We start from the raw sequence: 15,149 nt of genomic DNA, 5'->3' as shown, positions 1-15,149 counted from the left end.
ACGGATGTTCCTGGGAACATCTCAGCACACCGGCACGGGAATGGGATCATCGCAGCATGGACGTCCGCTCGAAGAACAACGTGCGCGTCATCGGGCGGCCCGACGGCCGTCCGATCATGTTGGCGCACGGTTTCGGCTGCGACCAGAACTTGTGGCGACTCGTGGTGCCGTTGCTCGCCGACCGGTACCGCCTGGTCCTGTTCGACCATGTCGGCGCGGGCTCTTCAGATCCGTCGGCCTGGGATGACCGTCGCTACGCCGATCTGCAGCAGTATGCCGACGACATCCTGGCCATCATCGGTGAGCTCGACCTGCGCGACGTGGTGTTCGTCGGCCACTCGGTGGCCTCGATGATGGGTGTGCTGGCCGCGGCCACCGCGCCCGCGGCCGTCGCCGGGCTGGTGCTGTTGACGCCGTCACCGCGCTATCTCGACGACGACGACTATCGTGGCGGGTTCTCCCGCGCGGACATCGACGAGCTGCTGGACTCCCTCGAAAGCAACTACCTGGGCTGGTCACGCGCCATGGCGCCGGTGATCATGGGCACGCCGGATCGTCCGGAACTGGAAGATGAGCTCGGCGACGCGTTCTGCCGGACCGATCCCGCCCGGGCACTGGCCTTCGCGCGCACCACGTTTCTGTCCGACAACCGGTCCGATCTGGCCCGCGTCAGCGTCCCCACACTGATCGTCGAGTGCGCCTTCGACACGTTGGCGCCACGGGAGGTGGGCGCCTACTGTCACGCCCATATCCGGGGAAGCACCCTGGTCACCCTCGACGCCACCGGTCACTGCCCGCATCTGAGCGCGCCGAATGCCACCGCAGCCACCATTGCGGACTTCGTCGATCAACTGTGAATGATCCACGGGGACAACAGCGCACCGACGGGCTCGACGACTACTTCGACAATGCGCCGTGCGGACTGCTGCTGACCCAACCGGACGGACGGATCACGCTGGCCAACACCACGTTCGCAGCCTGGGTCGGCCACTCTCCGGGTGACTTGGTCGGCCGCAGGTTCTCCGACCTGCTCAGTGTCGGCGGGCGCATCCACTTCGAGACACACTTCGCTCCCCTGCTCCAGATCACCGGCTCGGTGGGCGGTATCACCGTCGACCTGCTCGGCCCCGGGCACACGAAGATCCCGGTGTTCGTCACCGCCAACGTCAAAACCGCCGATGACGGCACTCCGGCCGCGTTGCGGGTCACCGTGCAGGATGCCACCGAAAGGCGTTCCTATGAACGGGAACTCCTCGAGGCGCGACGTGCCGCCGACCGCGAGCGGGAACGGGTGCAGGTGCTCGCCACCACACTGCAGCGCTCGCTGGTTCCGCCGACTTTGACCCCGCCGGCCGGTCTGACCGCCGCAGCCCACTACCACACTGCGTCCGCCGATGACGTCGGCGGCGATTTCTACGACCTGTTCCCCTTGAGCCGGCACAAGTGGGGTGTGTTCCTGGGCGACGTCTCCGGCAAAGGGGCCGGCGCCGCGGCGGTGACGTCACTGACCCGGTACACGCTGCGCGCCGCGGCGGTGTACAACGAGGATCCGGTGGCCGTTCTGCACAACCTGGACGCGGTGCTCAGGCACGAGTTCCACGGCGACGACCCCCGCTTCTGCACCGTCGTGTTCGGGGTGATCACCCCGATGCCGGACGGCTTCGACGTCGAGCTGGCCACCGGTGGTCATCCCCCGGCGCTGCTGCTATCCGCCGACGGTGCGGCCCGTTACCTGCACACCACCGGCGGCCAGGCCGTGGGGATCATCCGGCAACCCCGGTTCGTGGCCACCAGCGTCCTGCTGCGCCCGGGCGACACCCTGGCGATGTACACCGACGGTCTCACCGAGGCCAGAATCGGGCCGACGCGGCGCTTCGACGACCATGACGATCTCCTGCAGTTCGGCCGCCGGCACAGTCCGACCGACGCCGTGGAGTTCGTCGCGGCGCTCCGTGGGCTGCTCGAGAGCTTCGGCACGGGTCTCGAGGACGACACCGCGGTGCTCGCCCTCAGCGCTCCGCTGCGACAGCCGGAGTCTTGAACTACGCGATCACGGTTCAGAGATGCGATCGAATCCGTAGACATGGTTGAATCGTGGGATCTGTTCCGCAAACGCGGAGATCTCTGCGGGGAGGCGACGTGTCCGACATCCGGATCAAAGATGCCGCCGTGATCCTGGGCGTCAGTGACGACACGGTCCGCCGCTGGGTCGACAGCGGGGCTTTGCCCGCGCACAAGGACGATTCGGGACGCAAGGTCATCGCGGGCAGGACGCTGGCCGACTTCGCGCGCCAACAAGCCTCGCCGCCACCGGATCCGCTCGGCGTCGGGAGTTCGGCACGCAACCGGTTCGTCGGCTTGGTGACGAAGGTGACCGCGGACCAGGTGATGTGTGAGGTTCAGATGCAGTGCGGACCTTTCACCGTGGTGTCGCTGATGAGCACCGAGTCGGCCAACCAGCTCGGTCTTGAGCCCGGGGTCCTCGCCGTCGCCGTCATCAAGGCGACCAACGTCATCGTCGAGACCCCGGCAGGCAGCTCGTGAGATCAGGCATCTGCGTGACCGCGCTCAGCGTCGCCGCCCTGGTGGCGGGATGCTCGGCCATGCAGAGCGATTCGACCGCGACGGCCGGGGGCGCGACTGCGGGATCCTCGGACACGGTCGCTGCCGACCTCACCGTCTTCGCCGCAGCATCGCTGACGTCCACGTTCACCGAACTCGGGGAGCTGTTCGAAAACGCCTATCCCGGAACCACTGTCACCTTCAACTTCGCGGGCTCCTCGGATCTGGTCGCCCAGCTCTCCCAGGGCGCGCCGGCCGATGTGTTCGCCTCGGCCGACACCGCCAACATGATCAAGGCTGTCGACGCCGACCTGGTGGCCGGCGACCCGGTCGACTTCGCCGCGAACACCCTGACCATCGTCACGCCGCCGGAAAATCCCAGAGGGATAGCGACTTTCGCTGACCTGGCAGTCCCGGGCACCCAGTTGGTCGTGTGCGCCCCCCAGGTGCCGTGCGGCTCGGCCACCGAGAGGATCGAGGAAGCGACCGGGGTGACACTGTCCCCGGTGAGCGAGGAGTCCGCCGTCACCGACGTGCTGGGCAAGATCACCTCGGGTCAGGCCGACGCCGGACTGGTCTATGTGACCGACGCCGCCGCCGCCGGCGCGAAGGTCAGGTCCATCCCATTCCCGGAATCGGCCGAAGCCGTCAACACCTACCCGATCGCCACGCTCGACGGATCGACGAACCCTACGGCCGCGCAACAGTTCGTAGCACTCGTCACCGGACCGCAGGGGCACGAGGTGCTCTCGGCAGCGGGATTCGCCATTCCATGACGGGCCGTCGGCACGACGGCGGTCTGGTCTCGGTCGGGCTGCCGGTCTGGGTGTATTTGCCGGCGACGGCCGGAGCGCTGTTCGTGCTCACCCCGCTGGTCGCGATCCTGCTGCGCATCGACTGGTCGAACTTTCTGCCGCTAGTCACCTCCGAATCTTCGCGCGCAGCACTGATTCTCAGCCTCAAGACCGCAAGCGCCAGTACCGCGGTGTGTGTCATCGTCGGCGTCCCGATGGCGCTGGTGCTGGCCCGCGCCCGGTTCCCGGGCCTGTCGGTGTTACGGGCCATGGTCCTGTTGCCTCTGGTATTGCCCCCGGTGGTCGGGGGGCTGGCGCTGCTGTACACATTCGGCAGGCAGGGCCTGCTCGGATCGCACCTGGAGGTGCTCGGGGTCAGGGTTGCGTTCTCCACCACCGCGGTGGTGCTGGCCCAGTCGTTCGTGTCCCTGCCGTTCCTGGTGGTCAGCCTCGAGGGTGCGCTGCGCTCGGCGGGCTCGGGCTATGAGCACATCGCGGCCACCCTCGGCGCCAAACCCACGACCGTGCTGCGCACGGTGACGCTGCCGCTGGTGCTGCCCGGCCTGGTGTCGGGCGCCGTACTGGCTTTCGCGCGCTCGCTCGGTGAGTTCGGTGCCACGCTGACGTTCGCCGGATCGCTGCAGGGCGTCACCCGAACGCTGCCGCTGGAGATCTACCTACAACGCGAAACCGACGCCGACGCCGCAGTCGCCCTCTCGCTGCTGCTGATCGTCGTCGCAGCGGCCATCGTCGTGGCATCGGGCCGACGCAGGTTGGCGGGGCCGCTGTGAGCGGCGTGCGGGTGCAGGCCCGGCTGAACGTACGCGACGTCGACGTCGACCTCGCCCTCGAAGACGGCCAGGTGCTCGCCGTGCTCGGCCCCAACGGCGCGGGCAAGTCCACCCTGTTGTCGATGATCGCCGGCCTGCTGCGTCCGGACAGCGGGCGCATCGAACTGGGCGCAACCGTGGTCACCGACACCCGTGCCGGCACATTCGTGCCCGCTCACGCCCGACGGGTAGCCATGCTCAGCCAGCAGGCGATGCTCTTTCCGCACATGAGCGTCGCGGCGAACGTCGCCTACGCTCCCCGATGCAGCGGGCTGTCCCGAACGAAGGCGCGCTCCGTCGCACGCCGCTGGCTGGCGGCGGTCGACGCCGAAGACCTGGCCGACCGGCGGCCCGCGCAACTGTCGGGCGGGCAAGCCCAACGGGTGGCCGTGGCGCGCGCGCTGGCCGCCGCACCTCGGCTGCTGCTGCTCGACGAACCCATGGCGGCCCTCGATGTCACCACCGCCCCGACCCTGCGCCGGCTGCTGCGCGAGGTGCTTCGAGACGCCGGTCGCACCGCGATCATCGTGACCCACGACCTGCTCGATGCGCTCGCCATCGCCGACCAGGTGATGGTCATCGAGAACGGCCGGGCCGTCGAGACCGGACCGGTACGCGACGTTCTGACCTCCCCACGCAGCGACTTCGCCGCCCGCATCGCAGGGGTCAACCTGATCGCCGGCACCGCCGCCGGACCCGGGACACTACGGACCCCGTGGGACAGCGTCGTGGCGGGAACGGGCGATCTCGTCGCGGGAACGCCGGCGATCGCGTTGTTCCGACCCGCCGCGGTGGCGGTGCATCCGGACCCACCGCACGGCAGCCCGCGCAACGTGATCGAGGTGACCGTCACCGAGATCGACGTGCACGGCACCGGGGTACGGGTGCGGGGCGCCACGCTGCCCGATGGCGGCACCGGACCGGCCGCCGACATCACGGCCGCGGCCGCTGCCGACCTCAATCTCGCCCCGGGGCAGACGGTGTACTTCGTGGTCAAGGCCCAGGAAGTCCAGCTGCACCCGGCGCTGGAGAACGCGGCGAGATAACCGACGGCCCAGGTGGGTATCAGCGCGGGGAGTTTCCACAAATCCCCAAGGAGCTGACATGGACCAATGCCCAGGATCCGGTCGCGAACTGCCCGGCGATCCCCCACCGAACAGGGCCGCCACCTGCCCGGAGTGCGGTCGTGAGACCCCAGTCGACCCTGAGGAGACCGAGCACGGCCTGACATTCACCGTCACGCCGCACGCGCGAGTGGGCGGCGCGATTAGGTAAATTACAGGCCACGCTGGCCGGTGAACGCACCCCGGCGAGTCCGAGTACGCGTTCGTGATCTAGGTGGTGAGCTTGTCCGGCAGGAGGCGCAGGTCTGTGCAGGCGCCCGGAGGCAGCCGTCGCGCCGATCTTGATGGCCTTCGCGGTCTGGCGATCGCGCTGGTCGCGGTCTTCCACATCTGGTTCGGACGGGTTTCCGGCGGCGTCGACGTCTTCCTGGTGCTGTCCGGCTATTTCTTCGGTGCCATGGTGCTGCGCCGCGCGCTCGACCCGGAGTCGTCGCTCAACCCGCTCCCCGTGCTGGCCCGGCTGGCACGGCGGTTGCTACCCGCTCTGGTGGTCGTGCTCGGAGCCGCGGCACTGCTCACGGTGACACTGCAGCCCGAGACCCGATGGGAGTCCTTCGCCGACCAGAGCCTGGCCAGCCTCGGGTACTACCAGAACTGGTATCTGGCCGGCGCCGCCGCCGACTACTCACGCGCGGGCGAGGCGGTCAGCCCACTGCAGCACCTGTGGTCGATGTCGGTTCAGGGACAGTTCTACCTGGCGCTGCTGGCCGTGGTGACTGTTCTCACCCTGGTGGCACGACCGATCGCCGGTGCGCGACTGAAAATTGTCCTCGTCGTCACACTGGCCGCGCTGACCACGGCGTCCTTCGTCTATGCGGTCCTCTCGCAGGCCGAGAATCCGGCGGCGGCGTACTACAACAGCTTCGCCCGCGCCTGGGAGCTTCTCGTCGGCGTCCTGGCCGCGCTACTGCTCTCCCGCCTGCGCATGCCCGGCTGGCTGCGGACCGTGGCGGCCGCCGCCGGGATTGTGCTCATCGTGTCCTGTGGGGCCTGGATCGACGGCGCCCAGCTGTTCCCCGGGCCGTGGGCTCTGGTGCCCGTCGGCGCCACCCTGCTGGTGATCGCGGCGGGCGCCGGCAGAACTGCGGCCGTCGCGGCACCGTTGCGGCTGTTGTCGACCCGTGTGCTGATCACCCTCGGCGCGATCGCGTACTCGCTGTACCTGTGGCACTGGCCGTTGCTGATTTTCTGGCTGGTGCACACCGGCCGGCCGCATGCCGACCTGCTCGACGGCCTCGGCGTGCTGGCGGTGTCCCTGCTGCTGGCCTACCTCACCCACCGGTTCGTCGAGAACCCGCTGCGTTACCCGGACCCGCGCCCCGCCGATCCGCACCGGGCGGTACGCGTGTGGGGTTGGCTGCGCCGGCCCACGGTCGCTCTCGGCTCCGCGGTGGCGCTGCTGGCGGTGGCGCTGACCGTGACCTCGTTCAGCTGGCGCGAGCACGTCGTCGTCCAGCGCGCCAACGGACATGAGCTCGCGCAACTGCCCGAACGGGACTACCCGGGCGCGCGCGCCCTGACAAACCAGCTCAGGGTTCCGGAGCTGCCGATGCGGCCCACCGTGCTGGAAGCCAAGGAAGACCTGCCCGTGACCACCCGGGACGGTTGCATCAGCGACTTCCTCACCGCCGACATCATCAACTGCATCTACGGCGACCCGGATTCGACCCGCACCATCGCCCTGGCGGGCGGCTCGCACGCCGAGCACTGGATCACCGCGCTCGACATGCTGGGGATGCGCCACGGGTTCCGCGTCGTCACCTATCTGAAGATGGGTTGCCCGCTGACCACCGAGCTCGTCCCGACGATCGCCATCTCGGACAATCCCTACCCCCAATGCCACCTGTGGAACACCGAGGTGATGAACAAGTTGATCACCGATCGTCCGGATTACGTGTTCACCACCACCACTCGGCCCCGGCTGGACGGTCCCGGGGATCTGGTCCCCGAAAGCTACCTGGGCATCTGGGAGACGTTGAACGCCAACGGAATCAGCATTCTCGGTATGCGCGATACGCCGTGGCTGATCCGTGATGGGATGCTCACCGACCCCGCCGACTGCCTGTCTCGCGGCGGTGACGCCATCAGCTGCGGAGTGGAACGGTCCTGGGCGCTGTCCGAGGTCAACCCCACGCTGCGTTACACCACCCAGTTCCCGCTGCTACAGCCTCTCGATCTGAGCGACGCCGTCTGCGACGTCACCGACTGCCGCGCCGCCGAGGGAAACGTGTTGGTCTATCACGACTCTCACCACGTGTCCACGACCTACATGCGCACCATGGCCGACGATCTGGGCCGACAGATCTCCGCAGCCACCGGCTGGTGGTGACCCGGGGCCGCGACCTCACCTGTTCGACGTGCCGGAGTCCCGCGATGACGATGACGTGCCGGAGTCCCGGTCCGACGTGCCGGAGTCCCGGTCCGACGTGCCGGAGTCCCGGCCCGACGTGCGGCCGTCGGAGTCGGCGTCGCCTCGGCCGCCCGTTGCGTTCGCATCGGTAGTCGCTCTGGTGTGAGCGGCCTCACTTCGGTCCGCTTCGGCCGCACCGTCGACCCCGGCTGCGGACGGAGTCGCGCTGCCGGGGTCGGCGGCGTTACTTTCGTCGGCCTTCTCTGTGTGGTCGATCTCGGTATGGTCGACCTCCGCGCCTGCACCGACCACCGCGTTATCGCCGTCGCCCTTCTCTTGTTCGGCGCGCTTCCCGGTTTCGGCGCCCATCCCGGTTTCGGCGCCCTTCTCTTGTTCGGCGCCCATCCCGGTCGCGTCGGTGCGCACCGCGGTGTCACGTGCCGCCGCTTCTGCCCGCGCCGACTCGTCGACCCGCGCGCTACCCGTGGCCGCACCGTCGCCGTCTGCCACGGTAATGGGATCATCGCCACCTGTGTCGGCGGTGACCGTGTCCTCGACCTCGGCGGACACACCGTCGGTCAGAGTGCGCAGCGCCGACCGAATCGGATCGTTGCGGCTGTAGCCTCTGTCGACGGTGGCCTTGAGCTCGGCCTCCCGTGACGCCAGTGCGGGATTGAGTACCACCAACGGTAACCGGTCGGCCGGAACGAGATAGCGAGTTGTTGTTCCTCCCAGTGCATTTCGCGTGACAGTGATGTTCTCCTGGGGCACCGTTGACAGATCGGTGAACATCGCCGGGATGTGCACGACCGCCGCCCCGGCCATGGCGTTGGCCACCGCTGTCAGGTTCCACCAGCGGTCCGGGAAATCGGCGAAGCCGTCGTATTCAGCGGTGACTTCGACAGTGTCGTAAGGGGTTTGGGGAGGGGGACGGTAGGTGTAGTCGTATTCCGGGTTGTATCTCTCGGTGTCGTTGATGATCTCCTGACGACTGGAGTCCGCCACCACCACGAAGTCGATCTCGTCGGTGGCCGGATCCGGTTGATCGTCATTCTGCCATTCCCGTAGGACCTCGGTCACGACCAGCGAACCCGCCGACAAACCGACGACGGTGACGCGTTCGCCCTCGAGCAGGTTACCGTCCTGGTCGCGCTCCAGGCGGTCAAGCGCGGCGTCGATCTCGGCGTTCAGGTTGGCGATCCCGATGTCGATCGAGTCACCGAGCGTCATATCATCGTCACCGGTGTAGGGCCGCGCCTCGGCGGGCCAGTAGACATCCCTGCGCTCGTCGTAGTCCTGCAGAGCGCCGCCGAGCAGTTGAGACATCACAGCGTCATGCAGCGTTGGCGTACCGATGCCGCCGATGACCAGCGCCGTGCTGACGCCCCACCCCGGCGTCGCGGTGGACATCGCCAACAACGTCGCGGCCGCCGTCGCCCCGCATACTGTGCCGACGGTGCGGGCCTTTCTCATCGATATACGCATTCGCCACTCCCTCTATCTCGCCACAAGTCCGTTATCAAACCGTTATCAGTATGTGGGAATGCAAAATAGACGAGGAAAACAATTCTCATCTGAGCTTTTTCTGCAATGGCTGTCCGCGTTGCCATAATAATGTTGTGCCGCTGATAAACTCTTGGCGGCGCCATCGGAACATCATGGCCTGACAGCTGATACAGCTCGTGCATTCACATCATTTGATGTCAAATGCGGGCCCTGTGAAAGTTGCCGAAGTGACGTGAAGTGAATTTCAGAAATTCACGGCGGCTGCCGGGAGGTGTCCACAGACTGCCCTCGGCCGACAGCGTCGACGACGATTTCATGTCGCCGCGGCATTAGGTACGGAACGCGCTGACGCCGAATCAGGCGCAAAGCCACAAGGCACAGCGCAACATCAAGAATTGCGGCGCAATGTCATGGCCGTCGTCTATACCCGCGCGACCGCGGGCGCAGGACGACGGTCAGAGACGGATCCCGCCGGCGGACACTTCGGTGTCGCGATCATTCGGCGACGAACTCGGGTGCGCTCGATGCACGGCGACGGGCCCTGCTCGACGCCGCCTGGCCGCTACCCCGGCCGCCGCTATCGCCAATCCACTTCCGATCAACACCGGCCAAAAAAGCAGCTGCGCCAGGGCGATCCGACGCTGCACCTTCACGCCCCGGCTCAGCAGAGATCGGGAACGTTCGATCGCACTCACGACGACTCCTTTCGGCGGTGACCGGACGATCGATACCCGCTCGGCGCCGGCGACAAACGACCACTACGCCCGTCGCCCCCGGGTCCGGCGAAGAGTGAGTCCACGGCGCCGGTTTCCCCGTTCCTTGGCGCGGTTCTTGTCGATGACACTGGTGTCGCGCAGCGGGAGCCTGAGAGTCGCCTCGGCGGGGATGCCGGCCTGCAGCTGCCGCCCTCGCTCCAGCTCGGCGTCAATCTCGGCGCCGAACAGGAGTGCCAGGTTGGTCAACCACACCCACAGCAGGAACACGATCACCCCGGCGAGCGTGCCGAAGGTTCGGTTGTAGTTGCCGAAATTGGCGACGTAGAAGCCGAACGCCAACGATGCGAACACCCAGGTCAGAATCGCGATGGCGGCACCCACGCTGATCCAGCGGAACTTGGGCTGGCGCACGTTGGGGCTGATGTAGTACAGCATCGCCACGCCGATCACGACGAGGGCAAGCAGAGCCGGCCAGCGGGCGATGTTCCATACCGCCAAACCGGTGGCTCCGACACCCAGGTAGCCGCCGACCGCCTCGGCGATCGGTCCACTCACTGCCAGCAACAGGGCGACGGTCGCGGCGACAAGCAGACCGACCAGGGTCAGCAGGAGCTGCTGCGACCGCAGTTTCCACATCGGCCGCCCCTCCTCCACTTCGTAGATTCGGTTCATCGCACGCCCGAAGGCTCCTACGAATCCGGATGCCGACCACAGCGCACCGAGAATGCCCACCACGAGTGTCACACCGGCCGACGGCGCGTCGACCAGCTGTTCAATCGGTTGCCGCAGTACGTCGACGGCCGCCCCGGGGCTCACATCGTCGACGATCTGCAGTATCGCGTCCGCGGTCCGCTGGCCCTGCCCGAACACCCCGAGCAGCGACATCATCACCACCAGCGCGGGGAACAGCGAGAGCACCGCATAGTAGGTCAGTGCAGCGGCCAGATCGGTGCACTGATCCCGGCTGAACTGGCTCGCCGTCTGGCGCAGCACAAACAACATCGAAGGTCGGGTGAGATCAGTGGGCGAATCCGGCTTTGCCGGGTCGTCCGCGTCTGGAGCTTCATCGCGCCGCACCGGCTCGGCTCGCACGCGTCCCAGCTCGGTGGAGACGTCTGCAGTCCCGGGGGGTTCGCTGTCACCGTCGCCTCTGACCTGCAGATCGCTCGTGCGGGCAGAGGTTCTGCGCCGGCGCGACCGGGCGAACACTCCCGCGGCGAGTCCGGCCAGGAACGCACCCGCCACGGCGGCGCGTCCCTTCCGGTTGACGACCGTGCTGGGAGGCGGCGTCTGCCGCTGCCATTGACCCTCGACCTGTTGCGGCATGGCCGGGTGATGCCCGCCGGGCCACGCAGTCAAACGCGACGGGCCATGCGTGCCGGCGACCTCCGCGTCCAGCCCGACCGCGCGCCAAAGGCAGCGAAAAGCCGACCGGCATAGGGCAATTCGTTCGATGCAGCCAGAAGATGGCGCTCCGGCCGTCGCGAGAACGTGGGCGATCGACATCGGCAGGCCACTGCCGCCCACAAACGGGCTCAGGACTCGATGTTTAGTTTTGACATGTCCGGTAATTCCACCAGCGCAGTCTTGACCCAACGCCACGGATCGGAGCACCAATGATCGTTCTCGGAATCATCCTCTTGCTGATCGGTTACTTCACGAGCCTCTCGATCCTGTACACCATCGGCGGAATCCTCGTGGTGATCGGGATCGTGTTGTGGATACTCGGCGCCGTCGGCCGCCCCGTCGGCGGACGAAAAGTCTGGTTCTAGCAGTACCCGCGAACGCGCAGCCCCTCGATCGCAGAATGCGATCGAGGGGCTGCGGGTCGTTGTTCCAGGTGCATGGCACCTCTCCCTCGACCATCCCTCGACACCGGCATCGGCCCTGGTGACGGCTCCAGAGGTTGCGTTCGCCGACCAGACCCGTATTGTCAGTAGCAGGTGATAGACGTGAGTCACCGTCGTCGAGACACAAATGGCTTGAGTTTCCAGGTGATTTGTCCGCTCATCGGTGGCCTACCTACCGCAGCAAGCGCATGTCGAGAATCCGGCGTGATTCGTTGGTCCGAATGCCAATCGCTCGCGAGCGGTCCCCAACGTGACGAGAGCGCTCATCCCGTCAGATGACTCGCCTGCAAAGGACAGACGCGCGAGCAATGTCGCCGATCCGACCGGGCATCAGCCTCACCGCCTCGGTCCACCTACCGGATCCACGACCCGGCAGAGCCTCACCCGCCTGCCGGCACCGAGCGCTCCCCCTGCCACGTTCACGACCGGAAAGCCGTGACCAGTGCACACAATCGAACACACCAAGACCATCCACCACCCCGAGTCGGCCCACGACACGATTTCCATCGAGAACCGTGCGCCCATTGCCGACCGGGCGGCTGTCAAGAATGGGCCGCCGCGCACAGCGACGTCGACCCTCGACCGCAAGCCCGCCACCACGAAACCCGCCACCAAGGCCCGCTCGCGCAACAGCGGAGCCTACGACGACATCCCCGACATGTTCCGCGAGCTGGCGCTGCTGAGCACCGAATCGCCGGCCTACCGGCGCCAGCGTGAAGCGATCATCGAGCGCTGCCTGCCGCTGGCCGACCATATCGCCCGCCGCTTCCGCGGCCGCGGCGAAGCCCATGAGGATCTCGTCCAGGTCGCCCGTGTCGGGCTGCTCAACGCCGTGAATCGGTTCGACGTCGATTCGGCGAACGACTTCCTGGCGTTTGCGGTCCCGACCATGATGGGTGAGGTGCGCCGCTACTTCCGCGACCACGGCTGGTCGCTGAAGGTTCCGCGTCGCCTCAAAGAGCTCAACGTCCGGCTCAACAGCGCCAAGTCCGAGCTCACCCACGAACTGAACCGCGCGCCGACCCCGAGCGAACTCGCCGAGTACCTCGGGATGGACCGGGAGGAGATCGTCGAAGGACTCGTCGCGGCGAACGCGTACTCGACGCGGTCCACCGAGCAGGAGACGATGCGCAGCAGCGACGGCGACGGTTTGACGTTGCTGGACACGATCGGCGGCCCGGATGAGAACATCCAGCGGGTCATCGACATCGAGACGGTTCAGCCGCTACTGGCCAAACTGCCCGCCCGCGACCGCCTCGTGTTGCAGTTGCGCTTCTTCGACAACCGCACGCAGAGTCAGATCGCCGAGCAGATCGGCGTCTCACAGATGCATGTCTCACGATTGCTTGCCCGTGCGTTGGCGACCCTGCGAGATCAGGTCGGCTGACGACGACCACAGCCTGAGCCCTCGGCCGCGGGCGCATCAGTCGCCCGCGGCCGAGAGTTCTGCGATGCAAGGCCGAGTTCGGCGTGGATGAGACCGCACCACCGAATTGCGCACGAGGTCGACGAATCCAGCATCTGCTCCACGAGGGGCCGTGAGTGGCGACCACGGATTCCGTGGCACACCCCCAGTTTTGACGGCACCGTCAATGCACTTATCACCTGTCGACGTTCAAACACCTTTTGGCGAACCGCAACTGGCGGCAGGACGAAGTCGACCGCCATCGACGAAATCCGTACTATGGTGGGCATAGGTTGAGTTCCCAGCCCGCGGACGCGCCGCAACGGTGCAGCCCTGATCGCGGTAGCTGGCCACTCGATGTCGGTGTACCCCCAAGGCTTCTCTGCAATGACGCTTGTGGAAGTGAGATGGTCGCCGTCAATATCGAAACAACCCGCCCCCCGGCCCCGACGCAGCCCGACGAACAACAGCGCTGTGGCAACGCGGTGTTCTCCGCCCGGACTTGTTCTCCGCACCGGGTGGCGGTGGCAGTGGTCGGCGAGGTCGACGCCGTCAACGGACGGGCGCTGGGTCGCTACGTCGCACGCCATACCCGGGTGTCGCGGCAGCTGGTACTGGACCTGCGCGCGGTAGACTTCTTTGGCAGCCAGGGCTTCACGGCCCTCTACTACATCAGCGTGCACTGCTCCCGCAGCGATGTGGACTGGGTGATCGTCGCCAGTGCGGCGGTGCAGCGGCTCCTGGCCATCTGCGACCCCGACGGGGAGCTGCCGTCGGCCACCGACCTGAGCTCGGCGCTGGCGCGCCTCGACCGCCTGGCCCACCACGGCCACCAGATCGTCTGGAACAGCAGATCCGGCTGGCATACGCGCTGAGGCCGATGCTGCGCCACCGACGCTGAGCCGAGCCCACCTCCGCGACTTTGCGACAAGGACCCCACATCGGTCCGCGCACCGGCAGTCTCGGGACAGCCGGTCGAACCGGGGCCGAGTATGGCTCCGGTGCTCAGGACTGCTTCACGTCCAACCACGCCCGGCGCGTGGGCTCGAGGACCCGGTCGTTGGCGTGGTTGACGACGTTGTCGGCCCACAGCCCGATGCCGGCCACCCCCAGTTGCGGCCACCAGTTCGCGGCCACGTTCGACACCTGGCGGACCGGGATCGCGGTGGCTACCGCGGCGAAGTGCAGCCAGATGTCGTCCGCGTGGGGACACACCGCGACGAAAGCGTCGCCACGACGCCGCAGCACCGTCAACAGCTCCGGCGGATAGGCCACCCCCGAAACACCTGTCGCGAACACTCGATCCGAGGGTTCGTCGGTCGTGCACATGGGCCACTCCGAGTACGGCGCATCGGAGCGAATCCGCGCGCGGTAGGCGGTAACCTCGCCGTCGCGGTGCGCGGTCACCAGCTGCGACAGCCAGTTCGGCGGGTAATAGACGTCGTCGTCGGCAGTGACGAGCGTGCGCGTCGGCGGGTCGGCCATGACGTAGGGGAAGTACTTGTTGTGGGGGCCGTAATCCCCGCAGTGGCGAATCTCCAGGCCACGCCGCGCCAGCCGCCGCAGCGTTCGGGGCGGGTTTGTGGCCGCGGCTTCGTCGGCCAACCACAGGATGACGCGGCGAGGTCGCTGCGCACCGCGGCCGATCGTCTCGATGGTCTTCCACGCCGTGCGTACCCGCACGCCGTGGCTGGTCAGCGACACATCGACGTCGCAGGTGCCGACGACGGGTCGTCGGGATCGCAGGTTGACGACGCGCAGCCACCAGCTGTACCCGATGAGCTGAAACGGTAGGAGCAGCCACCGCAGCGGTCCGCCCGGGAACGCCCCGTCGTTGCCCACGCTCAGCCTCCCCATGCCCACCTCCCGGCGCTCACTGTGCCAGAACCGCCGACACGGCGCCGGGCGGCGAACGAGACATTGACGGCGCCGCACGCGGTATCACGCGAGCGGGCGGAACGGCGCAGGCAGTAACGACCAGACGACCGCCGCGGGTGACATCCTGCTACGTA

13 protein-coding genes are annotated in these 15,149 nt (G+C 67.2%); 10 read left to right on the top strand and 3 right to left on the bottom strand.

Features of this window, described 5'->3' with window-relative positions:
- The first annotated feature begins 56 nt into the window (after positions 1-56).
- The 7 genes from ACNUDN_RS12075 (at position 57) to ACNUDN_RS12045 (ending at position 7,639) form a co-directional block, all read left to right on the top strand.
- The gene (locus ACNUDN_RS12075) at positions 57-857 is read left to right on the top strand and encodes an alpha/beta fold hydrolase (protein ID WP_419122162.1); all 801 of its coding nucleotides are present in this window, start codon (positions 57-59) and stop codon (positions 855-857) included.
- Positions 854-2,041, top strand: a complete 1,188-nt coding sequence (locus tag ACNUDN_RS12070; RefSeq protein ID WP_419122161.1) for a SpoIIE family protein phosphatase — start codon at positions 854-856, stop codon at positions 2,039-2,041. Before ACNUDN_RS12075 ends, ACNUDN_RS12070 begins: the two co-directional genes overlap by 4 nt.
- Positions 2,042-2,139: 98 nt before the next feature.
- Entirely contained in the window at positions 2,140-2,544 is a 405-nt protein-coding gene (locus ACNUDN_RS12065; RefSeq protein WP_419122160.1) for a TOBE domain-containing protein, read from the top strand.
- A gap of 59 nt (positions 2,545-2,603) precedes the next feature.
- Positions 2,604-3,338: a molybdate ABC transporter substrate-binding protein gene (gene modA, locus ACNUDN_RS12060; RefSeq protein ID WP_419125124.1), complete on the top strand. Its 735-nt coding sequence runs from the start codon at positions 2,604-2,606 to the stop codon at positions 3,336-3,338.
- Positions 3,335-4,147 carry an ABC transporter permease gene (locus ACNUDN_RS12055; protein ID WP_419122159.1) on the top strand — a complete coding sequence of 271 codons (813 nt, stop codon included), beginning with the start codon at positions 3,335-3,337 and terminating at the stop codon, positions 4,145-4,147. The genes modA and ACNUDN_RS12055 overlap by 4 nt, the downstream gene beginning before the upstream one ends.
- Positions 4,144-5,232: a sulfate/molybdate ABC transporter ATP-binding protein gene (locus ACNUDN_RS12050; RefSeq protein WP_419122158.1), complete on the top strand. Its 1,089-nt coding sequence runs from the start codon at positions 4,144-4,146 to the stop codon at positions 5,230-5,232. The genes ACNUDN_RS12055 and ACNUDN_RS12050 overlap by 4 nt, the downstream gene beginning before the upstream one ends.
- A 325-nt stretch (positions 5,233-5,557) precedes the next feature.
- Positions 5,558-7,639, top strand: a complete 2,082-nt coding sequence (locus ACNUDN_RS12045) for an acyltransferase family protein (protein WP_419122157.1) — start codon at positions 5,558-5,560, stop codon at positions 7,637-7,639.
- A 15-nt stretch (positions 7,640-7,654) separates the two neighbouring features.
- On the opposite strand, the gene ACNUDN_RS12040 is transcribed toward ACNUDN_RS12045, so the two are convergent.
- Positions 7,655-9,145, bottom strand: coding sequence for a PE-PPE domain-containing protein (locus ACNUDN_RS12040; protein ID WP_419122156.1), 1,491 nt, complete (start codon positions 9,143-9,145; stop codon positions 7,655-7,657).
- Between the two features lie 779 nt (positions 9,146-9,924).
- Complete coding sequence (locus tag ACNUDN_RS12035) at positions 9,925-11,208, bottom strand: YihY/virulence factor BrkB family protein (RefSeq protein ID WP_419122155.1); 1,284 nt, start codon at positions 11,206-11,208, stop codon at positions 9,925-9,927.
- Positions 11,209-11,498: 290 nt separating this feature from the next.
- Between ACNUDN_RS12035 and ACNUDN_RS12030 the strand changes: the two genes are divergently transcribed.
- The 3 genes from ACNUDN_RS12030 (at position 11,499) to ACNUDN_RS12020 (ending at position 14,012) form a co-directional block, all read left to right on the top strand.
- Positions 11,499-11,654 carry a hypothetical protein gene (locus tag ACNUDN_RS12030; protein WP_419122154.1) on the top strand — a complete coding sequence of 52 codons (156 nt, stop codon included), beginning with the start codon at positions 11,499-11,501 and terminating at the stop codon, positions 11,652-11,654.
- 736 nt (positions 11,655-12,390) lie between these two features.
- Positions 12,391-13,119: a SigB/SigF/SigG family RNA polymerase sigma factor gene (locus ACNUDN_RS12025; protein ID WP_419125123.1), complete on the top strand. Its 729-nt coding sequence runs from the start codon at positions 12,391-12,393 to the stop codon at positions 13,117-13,119.
- 425 nt (positions 13,120-13,544) lie between these two features.
- Complete coding sequence (locus ACNUDN_RS12020; protein ID WP_419122153.1) at positions 13,545-14,012, top strand: STAS domain-containing protein; 468 nt, start codon at positions 13,545-13,547, stop codon at positions 14,010-14,012.
- Positions 14,013-14,142: 130 nt separating this feature from the next.
- Here the strand turns inward: ACNUDN_RS12020 and ACNUDN_RS12015 are convergent, their stop codons facing one another.
- Positions 14,143-14,994: a hypothetical protein gene (locus tag ACNUDN_RS12015; RefSeq protein WP_419122152.1), complete on the bottom strand. Its 852-nt coding sequence runs from the start codon at positions 14,992-14,994 to the stop codon at positions 14,143-14,145.
- Between the last annotated feature and the right edge of the window lie 155 nt (positions 14,995-15,149).

The sequence above is a fragment of the Mycobacterium sp. smrl_JER01 genome (assembly GCF_048513595.2).
Taxonomy (GTDB): Bacteria; Actinomycetota; Actinomycetes; order Mycobacteriales; family Mycobacteriaceae; genus Mycobacterium.
The sequence above is the reverse complement of the archived record's forward strand: the minus strand, read 5'-3'. Positions and strand labels throughout refer to the sequence as shown.

Excerpts from the sequence above, each read along its gene's own strand:
- ACNUDN_RS12075 (WP_419122162.1), top strand. The coding sequence starts at position 57 with ATGGACGTCCGCTCGAAGAACAACGTGCGCGTCATCGGGCGGCCCGAC.
- modA (WP_419125124.1), top strand. The coding sequence starts at position 2,604 with ATGCAGAGCGATTCGACCGCGACGGCCGGGGGCGCGACTGCGGGATCC.
- ACNUDN_RS12055 (WP_419122159.1), top strand. The coding sequence starts at position 3,335 with ATGACGGGCCGTCGGCACGACGGCGGTCTGGTCTCGGTCGGGCTGCCG.
- ACNUDN_RS12040 (WP_419122156.1), bottom strand. The coding sequence starts at position 9,145 with ATGCGTATATCGATGAGAAAGGCCCGCACCGTCGGCACAGTATGCGGG.
- ACNUDN_RS12035 (WP_419122155.1), bottom strand. The coding sequence starts at position 11,208 with ATGCCGCAACAGGTCGAGGGTCAATGGCAGCGGCAGACGCCGCCTCCC.
- ACNUDN_RS12030 (WP_419122154.1), top strand. The coding sequence starts at position 11,499 with ATGATCGTTCTCGGAATCATCCTCTTGCTGATCGGTTACTTCACGAGC.
- ACNUDN_RS12025 (WP_419125123.1), top strand. The coding sequence starts at position 12,391 with ATGTTCCGCGAGCTGGCGCTGCTGAGCACCGAATCGCCGGCCTACCGG.
- ACNUDN_RS12020 (WP_419122153.1), top strand. The coding sequence starts at position 13,545 with ATGGTCGCCGTCAATATCGAAACAACCCGCCCCCCGGCCCCGACGCAG.
- ACNUDN_RS12015 (WP_419122152.1), bottom strand. The coding sequence starts at position 14,994 with ATGGGGAGGCTGAGCGTGGGCAACGACGGGGCGTTCCCGGGCGGACCG.